We start from the raw sequence: 15,397 nt of genomic DNA on the forward strand, positions 1-15,397 counted from the left end.
GTCAGGCCATCCGGCCCTTCGCGAGCGGCGGATTCGCGGCGAAATAACGCTTGATGCCGCGGAAGATCGCGTCGGCCATCTCGTCGCGATAGCTGTCGTCGTTGAGCCTGCGCTCTTCGTCCGGGTTGCTGATGAACGCGGTCTCGACAAGGATCGACGGAATGTCGGGCGCCTTCAGCACCGCGAACCCGGCCTGCTCGACCGAGCCCTTGTGCAGCTTGTTGATGCCGCCGACTTCCTTCAGCACGTAGTTGCCGTAGCGCAGCGAGTCGCGGATCTGCGCGGTCGTCGACATGTCGAACAGCGCGCGGTTCACGGCGGCGTCCGCCGTCTTGATGTTGATGCCGCCGATCAGGTCGGACGAGTTTTCCTTGTTCGCCATCCAGCGCGCCGCGGCGCTCGTCGCGCCGTGGTCGGACAGCGCGAACACCGACGAGCCGCGCGCGGACGGCGTCGTGAACGCGTCCGCGTGGATCGACACGAAGAGATCGGCGCCGACGCGGCGCGCCTTCTGGACGCGCACGTTCAGCGGCACGAAGAAGTCGGCGTCGCGCGTCATCATCGCACGCATGTTCGGCGCGCCGTCGATCTTCGCGCGCAGCTTCTTCGCGATGTCGAGCGCGATGTGCTTCTCGTACGTGCCGCCGCCGCCGATCGCGCCCGGATCCTCGCCGCCGTGGCCCGGATCGATTGCGACCGTCAGCAGGCGCACGGTGCCGCCCTTGCCGGATTTCGGCGCGGTGAACTTGTAGGTGTCGCCGTCGTCGTCGCTGTCGTCGCGGCGCGCGATGACGGGCGGCGGCTTGACGGCCGGCTTCGCGGGTGTCGAAGGCGTGGCCGCGGCGGGCGGCGTGCGCGGTGTGGCCGGCGTGTTCTGCGCGAAGCGCTGGAAGAACGCGTCGCTGTTGTCGCCGGCGGCAGGCGGCGGCGTGGCCGGCCCGTTCAGCGCGGTCGGCGGCTGCATCTGCTGCGCGCGCACCGTGTCGTTGAGCGCCTGTTCCTTGCGTTCCGTCTGCGCGATCAGGTCGGTCAGCGGATCGGGCGCGACGGCCGGATACAGGTCGAACACGAGCCGGTACTTGTAGGTGCCGACCGGCGGCAGCGTGAACACCTGCGGCTTCACCGAGCCTTTCAGGTCGAACACCATCCGCACGACGTGCGGCTGATACTGGCCGACGCGCACCGACTGGATCTGCGGATCGTTCGGCGCGATCTTCGACACGAGGTCGCGCAGCGCCTGGTCGAGATCGAGGCCGCTGAGGTCGACGACGAGACGGTCGGGACCCTGCAGCAGTTGTTGGCTATTCTGCAGCGGCTGGTCGGATTCAATCGTGACGCGCGTGTAATCGCGCGCGGGCCACACACGCACGCCGAGCACCGACGACGCGTGTGCGAGCCGCGGTGCGACGAGACCGAGCACCAGCGTCGACGCGCCCGCGCGCAGGATCTGGCGGCGCCGCCAGTTATGCGTCGCGGTGGCCGCCGATTCGATCGAGCGGAACGGTTTGATCAACATCTTTCGAGACATGCCTTTCCTGAAGCGCTATACGCCCGGACGGTGAGGGCGCGGCCGTCGCCATCCACGTCGAGCGAGAAAACCAGATCGGGCACGCCGAGCAGTGCGCCCGCCTGTTGCGGCCATTCGACGAGGCAGATCGCGCTGGAATTGAAATACTCGCGAAAGCCTGCGTCGGACCATTCGGCCGGATCGTTGAATCGATACAGATCGAAGTGATAGACCTCGAGTTCCCCATCGCTGCGTTCGAGCGCGTAAGGCTCGACGAGCGTATAAGTTGGGCTGCGCACGCGTCCCTGGTGGCCGAGGCCGCGCAGGATCGCGCGCACGAGGCTCGTCTTGCCCGCGCCGAGATCGCCGACCAGCTGGATCTGCAGCCCGTCGAACGCATGCGCGCGGGCGAGATCGATGCGCGCCGCGTCGAGCGCGTGCGCGAAGCGCGTGCCGAAGGCCTCGGTCGCCGCTTCGTCGGCGAGCGCGATCACGTGCTCCGCGAACGGGGCTGGCAGCATGACGGCATGAGGCGTATGGGACGTGGCTGGCATTCTCGTAAAATAGTGCGATGAACCGATTACCGGAACTCGCCGCATCCGACAGGCCTTCGACTCGTGCCGAGGGCGCGGCGCCGTGCGCGCTCGACGAAGCGGCTTTGACTGCGCTCGCCGCTCGCATCAGGGCGTGGGGGCGCGAATTGGGTTTCGGGGCGATCGGCATCAGCGATACCGATCTCTCGGATGCCGAAGCAGGCCTCGCCGCCTGGCTGGAAGCCGGATACCACGGCGAAATGGATTATATGGCGAAACATGGGATGAAACGCGCGCGTCCGGCCGAACTTGTGGCCGGTACGCGACGCGTGATTTCCGTGCGGCTCGCCTACCTGCCGGCCGAAACGCTCGCTGCCGGCGCGCCCGACGGCGAGCCTGGCGCGCACGCGCCGCACGACTGGCGCGCACGCGAACGGGCGCGGCTCGACGATCCGCAGGCGGCCGTCGTGTCGATCTATGCGCGCGGCCGCGACTATCACAAGGTGCTGCGCAACCGGCTGCAGACGCTCGCGGAGCGCATCGAGCGCGAGATCGGCGCGTTCGGCTACCGCGTGTTCACCGATTCGGCGCCGGTGCTCGAGGTCGAGCTCGCGCAGAAGGCCGGCGTCGGCTGGCGCGGCAAGCACACGCTGCTGCTGCAGCGCGACGCGGGTTCGCTGTTCTTCCTCGGCGAGATCTACGTCGACCTTCCGCTGCCGACCGACGCGCACACGTCGCCCGACACCGCCCCCGAGGCCCCCGGCGCGCACTGCGGCAGTTGCACGCGCTGCATCGACGCGTGCCCGACCGGCGCGATCGTCGAACCGTACCGTGTCGACGCGCGCCGCTGCATCTCGTACCTGACGATCGAACTGAAAGGCAGCATCCCCGAGCCGCTGCGGCCGATGATCGGCAATCGCGTGTACGGCTGCGACGACTGCCAGCTCGTGTGCCCGTGGAACAAGTTTGCGCAGGCCGCACCCGTGGCCGATTTCGACGTGCGGCACGGCCTCGATCGCGCGACGCTCGTCGAACTGTTCGGGTGGGACGCGCAAGCGTTCGATACGCGGATGCAGGGCAGCGCGATCCGGCGCATCGGCTACGAAAGCTGGCTGCGCAATCTCGCGGTCGGGCTCGGCAATGCGCTGCGCGCAAACGCGGACCGGCTTGCGCCGCAGGCGCGCGACGCGATCGTCGCCGCGTTGCGCGCGCGGGCCGACGATCCGTCGCCCGTCGTGCGCGAGCATGTCGAATGGGCGCTGCGTGCCGCGTGAAGGCGGCGTAAAGTGTCGTCGGCGCGCGGCGGTGCCGCGCGCATCCATCGGTCAGGAGAAGGCAATGTTCAACGCAGTCATCGACGCGCCGTTCGGCAAGGTCGGCATCCGTACGGACGCCGCGGTGGTGCGCGAGATCGTCTATCTGCCCGAGTCGGTGAAGTCGGTCGATCCGGATTCGCCGCTCGCGAAGCGCGCGGTCAAGCAGATCGAACGTTATTTCGAGCGCGCGTCGGCGCGCTTCGACCTGCCGCTCGCCGAAGTCGGCAGCGCGTTCCAGCACCGCGTGTGGGACGTGATCAGCGATATCCCGCCCGGCACGGTGCTGACTTACGGCCAGGTCGCGAAGCGGATCGGCAGTGCGCCGCGGGCGGTCGGCCAGGCGTGCGGCGCGAACTACTTTCCGCTCGTGATCCCGTGCCATCGCTTCGTCGCGGCGGGCGGCCTCGGCGGCTTCGCGAACCACGACGACAACGGTTATTACCAGAAGGTGAAGCGCTGGCTGCTGGCGCACGAAGGCGTGCCGTACCGATGAGCGAACCCCTGATTTCCACCGACGCCGACGGCGATGCCGCCGCCGCATCGCCCGCGCTGCTCGCGAGCCGCGCGTCGATCGACGTGTTCTGCGATGCGCTGTGGCTCGAGCACGGGCTCGCGCGCAACACGCTCGACGCGTACCGGCGCGATCTGGTGCTGTTTTCCCAATGGCTGGCCGCGACGCACGATGCGCCGCTCGATTCGGCCGACGAGGCGATGGTGACGGGCTACATCGCCGCGCGCAGCGACGGCAAGGCGACGTCGTCGAACCGGCGGCTGTCCGTGTTCCGTCGCTATTACGGTTGGGCCGTGCGCGAGCATCGCGCGAGCGCGGACCCGACGCTGCGGATCACGTCCGCGAAACAGGCGGCCCGGTTTCCATCGACGCTGTCCGAGGCGCAGGTCGAGGCGCTGCTCGGCGCGCCCGACATCGGCACGCCGCTCGGTCTGCGCGATCGCACGATGCTCGAACTGATGTATGCGAGCGGGCTGCGCGTGAGCGAGCTCGTGACGCTGAAGACCGTCGAGGTCGGCCTCAACGAAGGCGTCGTGCGCGTGATGGGCAAGGGTTCGAAGGAGCGGCTCGTGCCGTTCGGCGAAGTCGCGCACGGCTGGATCGAGCGCTACCTGCGCGACGCGCGGCCGGCATTGCTCGGCGCACGCGCGGCCGACGCGCTGTTCGTGACCGCGCGCGGCGACGGGATGACGCGCCAGCAGTTCTGGAACATCATCAAGCGCCACGCGCAGCAGGCCGACGTGCGCGCGCACCTGTCGCCGCACACGCTGCGGCATGCGTTCGCGACGCACCTGCTGAACCACGGCGCCGACCTGCGCGTCGTGCAGTTGCTGCTCGGCCACAGCGACATCTCGACCACGCAGATCTATACGCACGTTGCGCGCGAGCGGCTGAAGACGCTGCACGCGCAACACCATCCGCGCGGCTAGCGCATCGGGCGCGCGAATCCGGCACGGCGCGGGCTTTGCCGCGTGCGCCGGCCGGCTGGCGTCAGGCCAGGTCGCGCAGCTTGTGCTTCAGCACCTTGCCGGTCGATGCGGCTGGCAACGCGTCGAGCACGCGGATGCGAGCGGGGCGTTTGTAAGGCGCCAGGCGCTCCGCGCACCATGCGTGCAATGCCGCTTCGTCCGCCGCTGCGCCCGGCACCAGCTCGACGAACGCGAGCACTTCCTCGTTGCCTTCGATCGCGCGACCGATGACGGCCGCCTGCACGACGTCCGGATGCGCGTTCAGCACCTGTTCGACTTCGACCGGATACACGTTGAAGCCGGAACGGATGATCAGTTCCTTGCTGCGGCCAGCGATCGTCACCGCGCCGTCCGCTTCCTGCCGCGCGAGATCGCCGGTGCTCAGCCAGCCGTCCGGCGACACGGCCGCGCGCGTCGCATCCGCGTTGCGGTAGTAGCCGAGCATCACGTTTGGCCCGCGCACGCGGATCTCGCCGACTTCGCCCGGCGGCACGTCGGTGCCGTCCGGCGCGACGATCCGCATGTCCACGCCCGGAATCGGTACGCCGACCGAGCTGTCGGCACGCGGCGCGTCGAGCGGCGTCTGCGTGATCGTCGGGCTGCTTTCGGTCATCCCGTAGCCGTTGTGCAGCGCCACGCCGTACACGCGCTCGACGCGCGCTTTCAGGTTCGCGTCGAGCGGCGAGCCGCCCGAATACGCGAAGCGCAGGCGCGGCGCGTGCCATGCGTGGCCGTGCGTGTGCAGGTGTTCGAGCAGCTTCGCGTGCATCGCCGGCACGCCCTGGAAGATCGTGACGCCTTCGTCGGCGAGCGCGACGCGCACGGCCTCCGGCGCAAAGCGCGGCGCGAGCCGCAGCGTCGCGCCCGCATACAGGCTGCCGAGGCAGACCGACGCGAGCCCGTACACGTGCGACACCGGCAGCACCGTGTAGACGACGTCGTCCGGCGACACGCGGCGCAGCGTGCTCGACGTCGCCGCGATGAACAACAGGTTGCGGTGCGACAGCATCACGCCTTTCGGCGCGCCGGTCGTGCCGGTCGTGTAGATCAGCGCCGCGCATTGCGCGGCACCGTCGGCGGCTACCGGTTCGCTCGGTGCGCTCGCGTCGACGTGATACGACCATGCGCCGATGTCGACCGGCAGCGCGCCGGCGGGCGTCGCGCCGAGTCGCGCCGCGTGGGCACGGGCGTCGGGCGATGCGTCCGTCGCGAACGCGATCAGCTTCGGACGCGCGTGCGCGGCGATCGCATCGAGTTCGCCGGCCGACAGCCGCGCGTTCGACACGAGCGCCCACGCGTCGACGCGGGCGACCGCGAACAGCAGCACGATCTGCGCGACGCAGTTTTCCGCGACGATCATCACGCGATCACCGCCTTGCACGCCGAGGCTCGCGAGCCGCGCGGCCGCCGCATCGACGGCCCGCGACAAGTCGCCGTACGACAGGCGGCGCGCGTCTTCGATCAGCGCCGGATGCGCGGGCGCCTGCGCGGCCCGGCGCGCGGGCACGTCGGCGATGCGGCCGGGCAGCGCGGCCAGCAGCGCTTCGACGTCGAGCGGCTCGGATGAACGGATGGACGAGGGCATGGCGTCTCCAGAAAAAGGCGGGCGGCGGCTTGACGATGTTTGCGAACGATCGTGCCATGACGGCGCGCGCGCCACAATCGGCCGATCGGGCAATAGCGCTTCGCGATGTCCGCAACGATGATGAGCGGAATCGTTGCGGCGATGTCGCCGGTCGCCCGGCGGATGGCCGCCCCGCGGAAAACGGGCCGCGAGTATACCGCCGGCGCGGGCACGCCATCGCGCGCCCGCCGGTCGTTCGCCATTAGAATGCCGCCATGAGCAAATCCAGACACGTGTCCGAAACCCCTGCGACCCAGTTGTTGCGCCGCCACGGCGTCGCATTCGGCGAGCATCCGTACGAATACGTCGAACACGGCGGCACCGGCGAATCGGCACGCCAGCTCGGCGTCGAAGAGCACAGCGTCGTGAAGACGCTCGTGATGGAGGACGAACACGCGAAGCCGCTGATCGTGCTGATGCACGGCGACCGTACCGTGTCGACGAAGAACCTCGCGCGGCAGATCGGCGCGAAGCGCGTCGAGCCATGCAAGCCCGAGGTCGCGAACCGCCACTCGGGTTATCTCGTCGGCGGCACGTCGCCGTTCGGCACGCGCAAGACGATGCCCGTCTACGTCGAGGCGACGATCCTCGAATTGCCGACGATCTACCTGAACGGCGGCCGCCGCGGCTACCTCGTCAGCCTCGCGCCGGCGGTGCTCACGTCGCTGCTCGGCGCGCAGCCCGTGCAGTGCGCGAGCGTCGACTGAGGGTTTCACCTTCGTGGCAGGCCGCGCTCGTTCGGTAGAATGGGCGCCGTTTCGGCTTGCCGCGCACAGCCGTCCCTTTACCGATACGTTGAAAGAAGAGTCCTCCGCATGCAGATCCTGCTCGCCGCCCTCGTTGCCTACCTGATCGGTTCGGTGTCGTTCGCCGTCGTCGTCAGCACCGCGATGGGCCTGGCCGACCCGCGTTCGTACGGGTCGAAGAATCCCGGCGCGACCAACGTGCTGCGCAGCGGCAACAAGAAAGCCGCGATCCTGACGCTCGTCGGCGACGCGTTCAAGGGCTGGGTTGCCGTCTGGCTCGCACGGCGCTTCGGCCTGCCCGACGTCGCGGTCGCATGGGTCGCGATCGCCGTGTTCCTCGGCCACCTGTATCCGGTGTTCTTCCGCTTCCAGGGCGGCAAGGGCGTTGCGACCGCGGCCGGCGTGCTGCTCGCCGTGCACCCGGTGCTCGGGCTCGCGACCGCGCTGACCTGGCTGATCGTCGCGTTCTTCTTCCGCTATTCGTCGCTCGCGGCGCTGGTGGCAGCGGTATTCGCGCCGGTGTTCGACGTGTTCCTGTTCGGCACGGGCCACAACCCGGTCGCGTGGGCCGTGCTCGCGATGAGCGTGCTGCTCGTGTGGCGTCACCGCGGCAACATTTCGAAGCTGCTCGCGGGGCAGGAGAGCCGGATCGGCGACAAGAAGAAGGCGGCCGCGGACGGCGGCGCGCAGGACGGCGGGAAAGCCTGACGAAGCGGCGGCTGCCGCGTGCCGGGCGCGCCGCGTGTGCGGGGCCCGGCGGGATGACGGGACGGATCGGCCCGCGATCAGTCGCGGAAGTTGTTGAAGTCGAGCGGCGTATCGGTCACGTCCTTGCGCAGCATCGCGATCACGCCCTGCAGGTCGTCGCGCTTCGTGCCCGACACGCGCACCGCGTCGCCCTGGATGCTCGCCTGCACCTTGATCTTGCTGTCCTTCACGAGCCGCACGATCTTCTTCGCGAGATCGCCCGTCACGCCTTTCTTCACGGTGACGATCTGCTTGACCTTGTCGCCGCCGATCTTCTCGACCTTGCCGTAGTCGAGAAAGCGCACGTCGACGTTGCGCTTGGCCAGCTTGCTGATCAGCACGTCCTTGACCTGGCCGAGCTTGAAATCGTCGTCGGCGAACAGCGTCAGCTCGCGTTCCTTCTGCTCGACGCGCGCGTCGGAGCCCTTGAAGTCGAAGCGCGTCGAAATTTCCTTGTTCGACTGCTCGATGGCGTTCTTCACTTCGATCATGTTCGCTTCGGAAACGACGTCGAACGATGGCATGGCATTCTCCCTTGAGATGCGGGCACCCGGCTCGCGCGCGGGCACTCGCTATAATTGCGGACTGTTTGCCATTTTACCGATGCCCCTCCGTTTGCCCAAGACCGGCCGTGCGCCGGCCCGGGCCGACGTGACCGCGAATGCCGATGCCTCCTGACGATTCCGCCCTGTCGCTGCTTCCCGACCATCCGCTCGCCGCGCACAACACGTTCGGCATTGCCGCGAACGCGCGCTTCGCCGCGCGCATCACGCATGCGTCGCAGTTCGAGGCGCTGCATCGCGACCCGCGCGTCGCGAACCTGCCGCAGCTCGTGCTCGGCGGCGGCAGCAATGTCGTGTTCACGCGTGATTTCGACGGCGTCGTGCTGCTCGACGAGATCGCGGGCCGCCGCGTCGTGCGCGAGGACGACGACGCGTGGTACGTCGAGGCCGGCGGCGGCGAGAACTGGCACGCGTTTGTCGCGTGGACGCTCGAGCACGGGATGCCGGGCCTCGAGAACCTCGCGCTGATTCCGGGCACGGTCGGCGCCGCGCCGATCCAGAACATCGGCGCGTACGGCCTCGAGATGAAGGCGTATTTCGACTCGCTGGTCGCGGTCGAGCTCGCGACGGGGCGCAGCGAGCGCTTCGACGCCGCGCGCTGCGCATTCGGCTATCGCGACAGCTTCTTCAAGCGGGAAGGACGCGGCCGGTTCGCGATCGTGTCGGTGACGTTCAGGCTGCCCAGGCAATGGACGCCGCGGCTCGGCTACGCGGACGTCACGCGCGAGCTCGACACGCGCGGCATCGCGCCCGATGCGGCGACGCCGCGCGACGTGTTCGACGCGGTCGTCGCGATCCGCCGCGCGAAGCTGCCCGATCCGCTCGCGCTCGGCAACGCGGGCAGTTTCTTCAAGAATCCGGTGATCGATGCCGCGCAGTTCGATGCGCTGCGTCCGCGCGCGCCCGATGTCGTGTCGTATCCGCAGCCGGACGGGCAGGTGAAGCTCGCGGCCGGCTGGCTGATCGACCGCTGCGGCTGGAAGGGGCGTGCGCTCGGCGCCGCAGCCGTGCACGACCGCCAGGCGCTCGTGCTCGTCAATCGCGGCGGCGCGACGGGCGCCGACGTGCTCGCGCTGGCGCGGGCGATCCAGCACGACGTGTTCGCGAAATTCGGTGTCGAGCTGGAGCCGGAGCCGGTTTGCCTGTGAGCCGGGCCACGACGCCCGCGTAACGGAACCGCGCCGGTTTTTGCCGATTCCACACGGCAAACCGTCCCTTTTTCTCGACGCGCGCCGCCGTGTCCCGCATCGCGCAGCATCGCGCCGCACCGCTCGGCGGCGAGGCGCGCGTCGTTCCGTTCCGCCGCCCGTCCATCCACGCCGTCGCGTCATCGCGGCCGCCACACCCGTCATCCCCTTGACTCTCATTTAACCGTGAGGTTAAATGAAATCATGCGTTCCACATCCGATTCCCTTTCTGCGGTGTTCTCTGCGCTGGCCGACCCCACCCGGCGCGCGATCCTGGTGCGGCTGGCCGAGGGCGCGGCGCCCGTCAGCGAGCTGGCCCGGCCGTTCGACATGTCGGCGCCGGCGATTTCGAAGCACCTTCGCGTGCTGTCGGAGGCGGGGCTGATCGAGAGGGAAGTCAATGCGCGCTGGCGAATCTGCCGGTTGCGCGCGGACGGGATGCGCGATGCGCATGGATGGCTCGAAGCCTATCGGCAATATTGGGAAGAGAGCCTCGATCGATTGACGGCGTTCGTCGAATCGTGCGCGGGCGGCACGGCCGGCGACGACGCCTCACCTCGGCGGGAGAAGTCATGAGTCAGGCAGCGACGTTTCATCTCGAATTGAACCGGTTCATCCGCGCACCGCGCGAACGTGTTTTCGACGCGTTCACGAACGAAACTGCGCTGGCGACCTGGCATTGTCCGCGCGGGATGAGCGTGATCGAAGCGAGCGCCGACGCGCGGGTCGGCGGCAAGTACCGCATCGTGATGGGCGGGCGCGACGGTTCGCGCCACATCGCGGGCGGCGAATACCAGAAGGTCGATCGCGTCGACTTTCTGGCATACACATGGGCGTGGGAGGCCGGGTCGATGCCGGCCGACCTGAAGACGCTGATCGAGGTCACGTTCACCGACAAGGACGGTGGCACGCATCTGCACATGCGTCACAGCGGTTTTCCGGGCGAGGCCGAGCGCGATTCGCACATGGGCGGGTGGCAATCGGTGTTCAACCGGCTCAGCGATCTGCTGGACCCGGAAGGCAGCGCGGGTACCGTCGTCGTGATCGGCGATCCGCGCAGCAGCTATTGCCGGACCGTGCGCATGGCGCTCGCGGAAAAGGGCGTCGCGTACACGTTGCAGCCGCTGCCGCCGCATTCGCCGGAAGTGCTCGCGCACAACCCGTTCGGACGCATCCCGGCATTCTGCGACGGTCCGATCGAGTTCTACGAAACGCGTGCGATCCTCGGCTATATCGACGAAGCGTTCGACGGCCCGAGCCTGCTGGCCCAGTGGGGCGCCACCGCGCATGCGCGCGGCGAGCAATGGATCAGTCTGATCAACTGCCACGCGTACGACGCGATGGTGCGCCGCTACGTGCTGCAATACGTCTTCCCGAAAGGCGAGGGCGGCCAGCCCGATCGCGCGGTGATCGACGCGGCGCTGCCTGAAATCGACAAGCATCTGCAGGTGTTCGACGCGGCGTACGGCGGTCGCGATTACCTGGTCGGCAGCGAGTTGTCGATGGCGGATCTGTTCCTGGCGCCGATCCTGGCTTACGTGGGCATGTTCCCCGAAGGGGCGGAATTGCTGCGGAAATACCCGAACGTCACGCGTGCGCAGGCGGTGATGCGTGAGCGGCCAAGCTTCGCCGCGACACAGCCGACGCCGGGCTGACGGGGGCATCGGCATGAGCGCGCATGCCGCGCGGGTGGCGGGAAAATAAAAAGCGCCGGGCTGTGCCGGCGCTTATCGCTTGCGACGAGGCCGCGCGCGTCAGTGCTTCAGCCGGCCGAGCAGCAGGAACTCCATCAGCGCCTTCTGTACGTGCAGGCGGTTTTCCGCCTCGTCCCACACGACGCTCTGCGGGCCGTCGATCACGCCGGCCGTCACTTCCTCGCCGCGGTGCGCGGGCAGGCAGTGCATGAACAGCGCGTCAGGGTTCGCGTGGCCCATCATTTCCTCGTCGACGCACCAGTCGGCGAACGCCTTCATCCGCGCTTCGTTCTCGGCTTCGAAACCCATGCTCGTCCAGACGTCGGTCGTGACGAGATCGGCGCCCTTGCACGCTTCGTTCGGATCGTCGAACACCTCGTAGAACGGCGCGCTGTCCGGCGCCACGAGCTTCATGTCGAGCGCATAGCCCGGCGGCGTCGACAGGCGCAGCTTGAAGCCGAGGATCTGCGCGGCTTCGATCCACGTGTAGAGCATGTTGTTCGCATCGCCGACCCACGCGACCGTCTTGCCGGCGATCGGGCCGCGGTGTTCGTAGTACGTGAAGATGTCGGCGAGCACCTGGCACGGGTGGTATTCGTTCGTCAGGCCGTTGATCACCGGCACGCGGGAGTTTTCCGCGAAGCGCTTGATGACCTCCTGCTCGAACGTGCGGATCATGATGATGTCGACCATCCGCGAGATGACCTGCGCGGAATCCTCGACGGGCTCGCCGCGGCCGAGCTGCGTGTCGCGCGTGCTCATGAAGACGGCGTGGCCGCCGAGCTGGAAGATCCCGGCCTCGAACGACAGGCGCGTGCGCGTCGAGCTCTTCTCGAAGATCATCGCGAGCGTGCGGTCGTGCAGCGGGTGATAGGTCTCGTAGTTCTTGAACTTGCGCTTCAGGATACCCGTGCGTTCGAGCACGTACTCGTAGTCTTCCAGCGAGAAATCCTTGAACTGCAGGTAGTGACGAATGGTTTTGGCGGTCATGAAGCGAAATACGACGGGTTTCACCCGGCAGCGAGGCCGGACGGCGCCGCCGTCGGGTGTGGATAACTCAAAGCAGCATAAAGGATTTTCTGTGCTTTGACGAGCCGCGGAGCGAAGCGGGGCGCGATCGCCGCGCGCGGCCGGCGGCGCGGGAAGGGGGCCGTCGGGACGACGCGCGATGGCGCGCTGCGGTATAATCCAAAAGTTTTCTCCAGCCCGGCAGGCAAGCCTCCTCGCGCTCTGCCGGACACAAGCCGTGCGCTGCACAAATCCGGTGCAGCACGCCGGCGGCGCGCATCGACATCCTGTTTTCGGGATATCGGAATGCTTGTGCCGCCGCGCATTCCAGCTTTGTGTTCGCGTATCCAGGCGCCATCGCCTGGGCATCGCCGGGCCGTCACTTGGGTAACCACATGGCTGAAACCCCTCCGACCGAATTTTTCATCCAGGGCATCACGAAAGACGGGAAAAAGTTTCGCCCGAGCGACTGGTCGGAACGTCTGGCCGGTGTGATGGCCTGCTTCGGGCCGGGGGCCAGCGGGCCGAATGCGCGTCTCAAGTATTCGCTGTACGTGCGCCCGACGATGCTCGGCGACCTGAAATGCGTGATCCTCGATTCGCGGCTGCGCGACATCGAGCCGATGGCTTTCGATTTCGTGCTGAATTTCGCGAAGGACAACAACCTCGTCGTCACCGAGGCGTGCGAGCTGCCGGACTACGGCGCGAAGAAATGATGCCGACGGGCGAGGGCGCCTGGTGCGCCCGCCCTGGCTGTCGTCAGCCGGCGTGATGTCCGGACGACAGACGACAAAAAAGCCCGCCTAGGCGGGCTTTTTTGCGATCGCAGGAAACAGGAACGCCCGCGCGAGCGGGCGCACCGGATTTACGCTGCTGCCTGCAGACCCTTGACGGCTGCGGCCAGGCGGCTCTTGCTGCGAGCGGCCTTGTTCTTGTGAACGATCTTCTTGTCGGCGATCGTGTCGATCGTCTTCACGGCAGCCTTGAACAGATCGGCAGCCTTTGCGTGGTCGCCGGCTTCAACAGCCTTGCGAACCGACTTGATCGCGGTACGGAATTTCGAGCGCAGCGCCGAGTTGTGCGAGTTTGCCTTCGCGGCCTGGCGGGCGCGCTTGCGTGCTTGTGCGGAGTTAGCCATGACGGTTCCTTATCCTGTCCTGTTTCCAGAGCTTGGAGCCTGACGGCCAAGCGCTGCTTTTCGATCCGTCCCCTGAGAACGATTGCCCAGGGGCGCATAAAAAAACGGTGATTTTAACCGAGGCCGGGACATGGAGACGGCAGTTGCCGTGCATGTACGAGCCCAGAAACCGGCGATTATAGCAACAAAATCAAGCGAGTGGCAAGTTCAACGTGATGCCCGCCGGGTGGGCGGCCGGCGGCGTGCGCGCTTTTCGGCATCGGCCGCTGGCCGGGCCGCGCAACGTCCGTATAATAAGTGCCCCATGAATCTATTCCGAGCCCTGCTGACGGTCAGCGGCTTCACGCTGCTGTCGCGCGTGACCGGACTGGCCCGCGAGACGCTGATCGCCCGTGCGTTCGGCGCCAGTCAATACACCGACGCATTCTACGTCGCCTTCCGTATCCCGAACCTGTTGCGGCGTCTTTCTGCGGAAGGCGCGTTCTCGCAGGCGTTCGTGCCGATCCTCGCCGAGTTCAAGAACCAGCAGGGGCACGATGCGACGAAGGCGCTCGTCGACGCGATGTCGACCGTGCTTGCGTGGGCGCTTGCCGTGCTGTCGGTCCTCGGGATCGCCGGCGCGTCGTGGGTCGTGTTCGCGGTCGCGTCCGGCCTGCACACAGACGGCCAGGCGTTCCCGCTCGCGGTCGCGATGACGCAGATCATGTTCCCGTACATCGTGTTCATCTCGCTGACGACGCTCGCGTCCGGCGTGCTGAACACGTACAAGAGCTTCTCGCTGCCCGCGTTCGCGCCGGTGCTGCTCAACGTCGCGTTCATCGCCGCGGCCGTGTTCGTCGCGCCGCACCTGAAGGTGCCGGTGTTCGCGCTCGCGTGGGCCGTCATCGTGGGTGGCGTGCTGCAGTTCCTCGTGCAACTGCCGGGCCTGAAGAAGATCGACATGGTGCCGCTGATCGGACTCAATCCGCTGCGCGCACTGCGTCACCCCGGCGTGAAGCGCGTGCTCGCGAAGATGGTGCCCGCGACGTTCGCGGTGTCGGTCGCGCAGCTTTCGCTGATCATCAACACCAACATCGCGTCGCGGCTCGGGCAGGGCGCCGTGTCGTGGATCAACTACGCCGACCGCCTGATGGAATTCCCGACGGCGCTGCTCGGCGTCGCGCTCGGCACGATCCTGCTGCCGAGCCTGTCGAAGGCGCATGTCGACGCCGATTCGACCGAATATTCGGCGCTGCTCGACTGGGGGCTGCGCGTCACGTTCCTGCTCGCGGCGCCGAGCGCGCTCGCGCTGTTCTTCTTCGCGACGCCGCTGACCGCGACCCTCTTCAACTACGGCAAGTTCGACGCGCATACCGTCACGATGGTCGCGCGTGCGCTCGCGACCTACGGGATCGGCCTGGTCGGCATCATCCTGATCAAGATCCTCGCGCCGGGCTTCTATGCGAAGCAGGACATCAAGACGCCCGTGAAGATCGCGATCGGCGTGCTGATCGTCACGCAGATCTCGAACTACGTGTTCGTGCCGCTGATCGGCCACGCGGGCCTCACGCTGAGCATCGGCGTCGGCGCGTGCCTGAACTCGCTGCTGCTGTTCCTCGGGCTGCGCAAGCGCGGCATCTACCAGCCGTCGCCGGGTTGGCCGCGCTTCTTCATGCAGCTCGTCGGCGCGACGCTGGTGCTCGCGGGCGTGATGCACTGGTTCTCGATCAGCTTCGACTGGACCGGGATGCGCGCGCAGCCGCTCGATCGCATCGTGCTGATGGCCGCGTGCCTCGTGCTGTTCGCTGCACTATATTTCGGTATGTTGTGGGTGATGGGCTTCAAATACGCTTACTTCAGAAGGCGCGCCAAGTGA

General features: G+C 67.5%; 16 protein-coding genes. 10 read left to right on the plus strand and 6 right to left on the minus strand.

Features of this window, described 5'->3' with window-relative positions; genetic code table 11:
- Position 1: 1 nt before the first annotated feature.
- Both JYG32_RS17745 and tsaE read right to left on the minus strand, forming a co-directional pair.
- Complete coding sequence (locus JYG32_RS17745; RefSeq protein ID WP_174382603.1) at positions 2-1,528, minus strand: N-acetylmuramoyl-L-alanine amidase; 1,527 nt, start codon at positions 1,526-1,528, stop codon at positions 2-4.
- Positions 1,510-2,061, minus strand: a complete 552-nt coding sequence (gene tsaE, locus JYG32_RS17750; RefSeq protein WP_213264244.1) for a tRNA (adenosine(37)-N6)-threonylcarbamoyltransferase complex ATPase subunit type 1 TsaE — start codon at positions 2,059-2,061, stop codon at positions 1,510-1,512. The genes JYG32_RS17745 and tsaE overlap by 19 nt, the downstream gene beginning before the upstream one ends.
- A 17-nt stretch (positions 2,062-2,078) precedes the next feature.
- Between tsaE and queG the strand changes: the two genes are divergently transcribed.
- The 3 genes from queG (at position 2,079) to xerD (ending at position 4,796) form a co-directional block, all read left to right on the plus strand.
- Positions 2,079-3,314: a tRNA epoxyqueuosine(34) reductase QueG gene (gene queG / locus JYG32_RS17755; protein ID WP_213264245.1), complete on the plus strand. Its 1,236-nt coding sequence runs from the start codon at positions 2,079-2,081 to the stop codon at positions 3,312-3,314.
- 64 nt (positions 3,315-3,378) lie between these two features.
- The gene (locus JYG32_RS17760; protein ID WP_213264246.1) at positions 3,379-3,849 is read left to right on the plus strand and encodes a methylated-DNA--[protein]-cysteine S-methyltransferase; all 471 of its coding nucleotides are present in this window, start codon (positions 3,379-3,381) and stop codon (positions 3,847-3,849) included.
- On the plus strand, positions 3,846-4,796 hold the full coding sequence (gene xerD / locus JYG32_RS17765; protein WP_213264247.1) for a site-specific tyrosine recombinase XerD: 951 nt from the start codon (positions 3,846-3,848) through the stop codon (positions 4,794-4,796). Before JYG32_RS17760 ends, xerD begins: the two co-directional genes overlap by 4 nt.
- A 61-nt stretch (positions 4,797-4,857) precedes the next feature.
- On the opposite strand, the gene JYG32_RS17770 is transcribed toward xerD, so the two are convergent.
- A complete protein-coding gene (locus JYG32_RS17770; RefSeq protein ID WP_213264248.1) occupies positions 4,858-6,420 on the minus strand; it encodes a class I adenylate-forming enzyme family protein in 1,563 nt (520 codons plus the stop codon).
- Between the two features lie 254 nt (positions 6,421-6,674).
- On the opposite strand from JYG32_RS17770, the gene ybaK reads away from it, so the two are divergent.
- Positions 6,675-7,166 carry a Cys-tRNA(Pro) deacylase gene (gene ybaK / locus JYG32_RS17775; RefSeq protein ID WP_174382597.1) on the plus strand — a complete coding sequence of 164 codons (492 nt, stop codon included), beginning with the start codon at positions 6,675-6,677 and terminating at the stop codon, positions 7,164-7,166.
- Between the two features lie 108 nt (positions 7,167-7,274).
- Entirely contained in the window at positions 7,275-7,913 is a 639-nt protein-coding gene (plsY, locus tag JYG32_RS17780; protein ID WP_174382596.1) for a glycerol-3-phosphate 1-O-acyltransferase PlsY, read from the plus strand.
- A gap of 77 nt (positions 7,914-7,990) precedes the next feature.
- Here plsY and JYG32_RS17785 read toward each other — a convergent pair whose 3' ends face one another.
- Positions 7,991-8,476 (minus strand): YajQ family cyclic di-GMP-binding protein, encoded by a 486-nt coding sequence (locus JYG32_RS17785; RefSeq protein ID WP_174382595.1) that lies wholly within the window; start codon positions 8,474-8,476, stop codon positions 7,991-7,993.
- 137 nt (positions 8,477-8,613) lie between these two features.
- Here JYG32_RS17785 and murB point away from each other — a divergent pair, with 137 nt between their 5' ends.
- The 3 genes from murB to JYG32_RS17800 all read left to right on the plus strand — a co-directional run bounded on the left by murB (position 8,614) and on the right by JYG32_RS17800 (position 11,357).
- Entirely contained in the window at positions 8,614-9,663 is a 1,050-nt protein-coding gene (gene murB / locus JYG32_RS17790) for a UDP-N-acetylmuramate dehydrogenase (protein ID WP_213264249.1), read from the plus strand.
- A 243-nt stretch (positions 9,664-9,906) separates the two neighbouring features.
- The gene (locus JYG32_RS17795; RefSeq protein WP_213264250.1) at positions 9,907-10,278 is read left to right on the plus strand and encodes an ArsR/SmtB family transcription factor; all 372 of its coding nucleotides are present in this window, start codon (positions 9,907-9,909) and stop codon (positions 10,276-10,278) included.
- Positions 10,275-11,357, plus strand: a complete 1,083-nt coding sequence (locus JYG32_RS17800; RefSeq protein ID WP_174382592.1) for an SRPBCC domain-containing protein — start codon at positions 10,275-10,277, stop codon at positions 11,355-11,357. The genes JYG32_RS17795 and JYG32_RS17800 overlap by 4 nt, the downstream gene beginning before the upstream one ends.
- 99 nt (positions 11,358-11,456) lie before the next feature.
- Here the strand turns inward: JYG32_RS17800 and argF are convergent, their stop codons facing one another.
- A complete protein-coding gene (gene argF, locus JYG32_RS17805) occupies positions 11,457-12,386 on the minus strand; it encodes an ornithine carbamoyltransferase (RefSeq protein ID WP_174382591.1) in 930 nt (309 codons plus the stop codon).
- A gap of 413 nt (positions 12,387-12,799) precedes the next feature.
- Here argF and JYG32_RS17810 point away from each other — a divergent pair, with 413 nt between their 5' ends.
- Positions 12,800-13,120, plus strand: coding sequence for a DUF3579 domain-containing protein (locus JYG32_RS17810; protein ID WP_034178852.1), 321 nt, complete (start codon positions 12,800-12,802; stop codon positions 13,118-13,120).
- 149 nt (positions 13,121-13,269) lie between these two features.
- Here the strand turns inward: JYG32_RS17810 and rpsT are convergent, their stop codons facing one another.
- The gene (gene rpsT / locus JYG32_RS17815) at positions 13,270-13,542 is read right to left on the minus strand and encodes a 30S ribosomal protein S20 (RefSeq protein WP_047898858.1); all 273 of its coding nucleotides are present in this window, start codon (positions 13,540-13,542) and stop codon (positions 13,270-13,272) included.
- Between the two features lie 304 nt (positions 13,543-13,846).
- Between rpsT and murJ the strand changes: the two genes are divergently transcribed.
- Positions 13,847-15,397 (plus strand): murein biosynthesis integral membrane protein MurJ, encoded by a 1,551-nt coding sequence (murJ, locus tag JYG32_RS17820; RefSeq protein WP_213264251.1) that lies wholly within the window; start codon positions 13,847-13,849, stop codon positions 15,395-15,397.

Origin of the sequence: Burkholderia pyrrocinia, from assembly GCF_018417535.1 — a bacterium.
GTDB classification, from domain to species: Bacteria; Pseudomonadota; Gammaproteobacteria; order Burkholderiales; family Burkholderiaceae; genus Burkholderia; species Burkholderia pyrrocinia_E.

What these genes read in the sequence shown, in the direction of transcription:
- JYG32_RS17760 (WP_213264246.1), top strand. Translation starts at nt 3,379, where the DNA reads ATGTTCAACGCAGTCATCGACGCGCCGTTCGGCAAGGTCGGCATCCGT.
- tsaE (WP_213264244.1), bottom strand. Translation starts at nt 2,061, where the DNA reads ATGCCAGCCACGTCCCATACGCCTCATGCCGTCATGCTGCCAGCCCCG.
- murJ (WP_213264251.1), top strand. Translation starts at nt 13,847, where the DNA reads ATGAATCTATTCCGAGCCCTGCTGACGGTCAGCGGCTTCACGCTGCTG.
- ybaK (WP_174382597.1), top strand. Translation starts at nt 6,675, where the DNA reads ATGAGCAAATCCAGACACGTGTCCGAAACCCCTGCGACCCAGTTGTTG.
- JYG32_RS17810 (WP_034178852.1), top strand. Translation starts at nt 12,800, where the DNA reads ATGGCTGAAACCCCTCCGACCGAATTTTTCATCCAGGGCATCACGAAA.
- JYG32_RS17745 (WP_174382603.1), bottom strand. Translation starts at nt 1,528, where the DNA reads ATGTCTCGAAAGATGTTGATCAAACCGTTCCGCTCGATCGAATCGGCG.
- rpsT (WP_047898858.1), bottom strand. Translation starts at nt 13,542, where the DNA reads ATGGCTAACTCCGCACAAGCACGCAAGCGCGCCCGCCAGGCCGCGAAG.
- JYG32_RS17770 (WP_213264248.1), bottom strand. Translation starts at nt 6,420, where the DNA reads ATGCCCTCGTCCATCCGTTCATCCGAGCCGCTCGACGTCGAAGCGCTG.
- plsY (WP_174382596.1), top strand. Translation starts at nt 7,275, where the DNA reads ATGCAGATCCTGCTCGCCGCCCTCGTTGCCTACCTGATCGGTTCGGTG.
- argF (WP_174382591.1), bottom strand. Translation starts at nt 12,386, where the DNA reads ATGACCGCCAAAACCATTCGTCACTACCTGCAGTTCAAGGATTTCTCG.
- JYG32_RS17795 (WP_213264250.1), top strand. Translation starts at nt 9,907, where the DNA reads ATGCGTTCCACATCCGATTCCCTTTCTGCGGTGTTCTCTGCGCTGGCC.
- queG (WP_213264245.1), top strand. Translation starts at nt 2,079, where the DNA reads ATGAACCGATTACCGGAACTCGCCGCATCCGACAGGCCTTCGACTCGT.
- murB (WP_213264249.1), top strand. Translation starts at nt 8,614, where the DNA reads ATGCCGATGCCTCCTGACGATTCCGCCCTGTCGCTGCTTCCCGACCAT.
- JYG32_RS17785 (WP_174382595.1), bottom strand. Translation starts at nt 8,476, where the DNA reads ATGCCATCGTTCGACGTCGTTTCCGAAGCGAACATGATCGAAGTGAAG.
- xerD (WP_213264247.1), top strand. Translation starts at nt 3,846, where the DNA reads ATGAGCGAACCCCTGATTTCCACCGACGCCGACGGCGATGCCGCCGCC.
- JYG32_RS17800 (WP_174382592.1), top strand. Translation starts at nt 10,275, where the DNA reads ATGAGTCAGGCAGCGACGTTTCATCTCGAATTGAACCGGTTCATCCGC.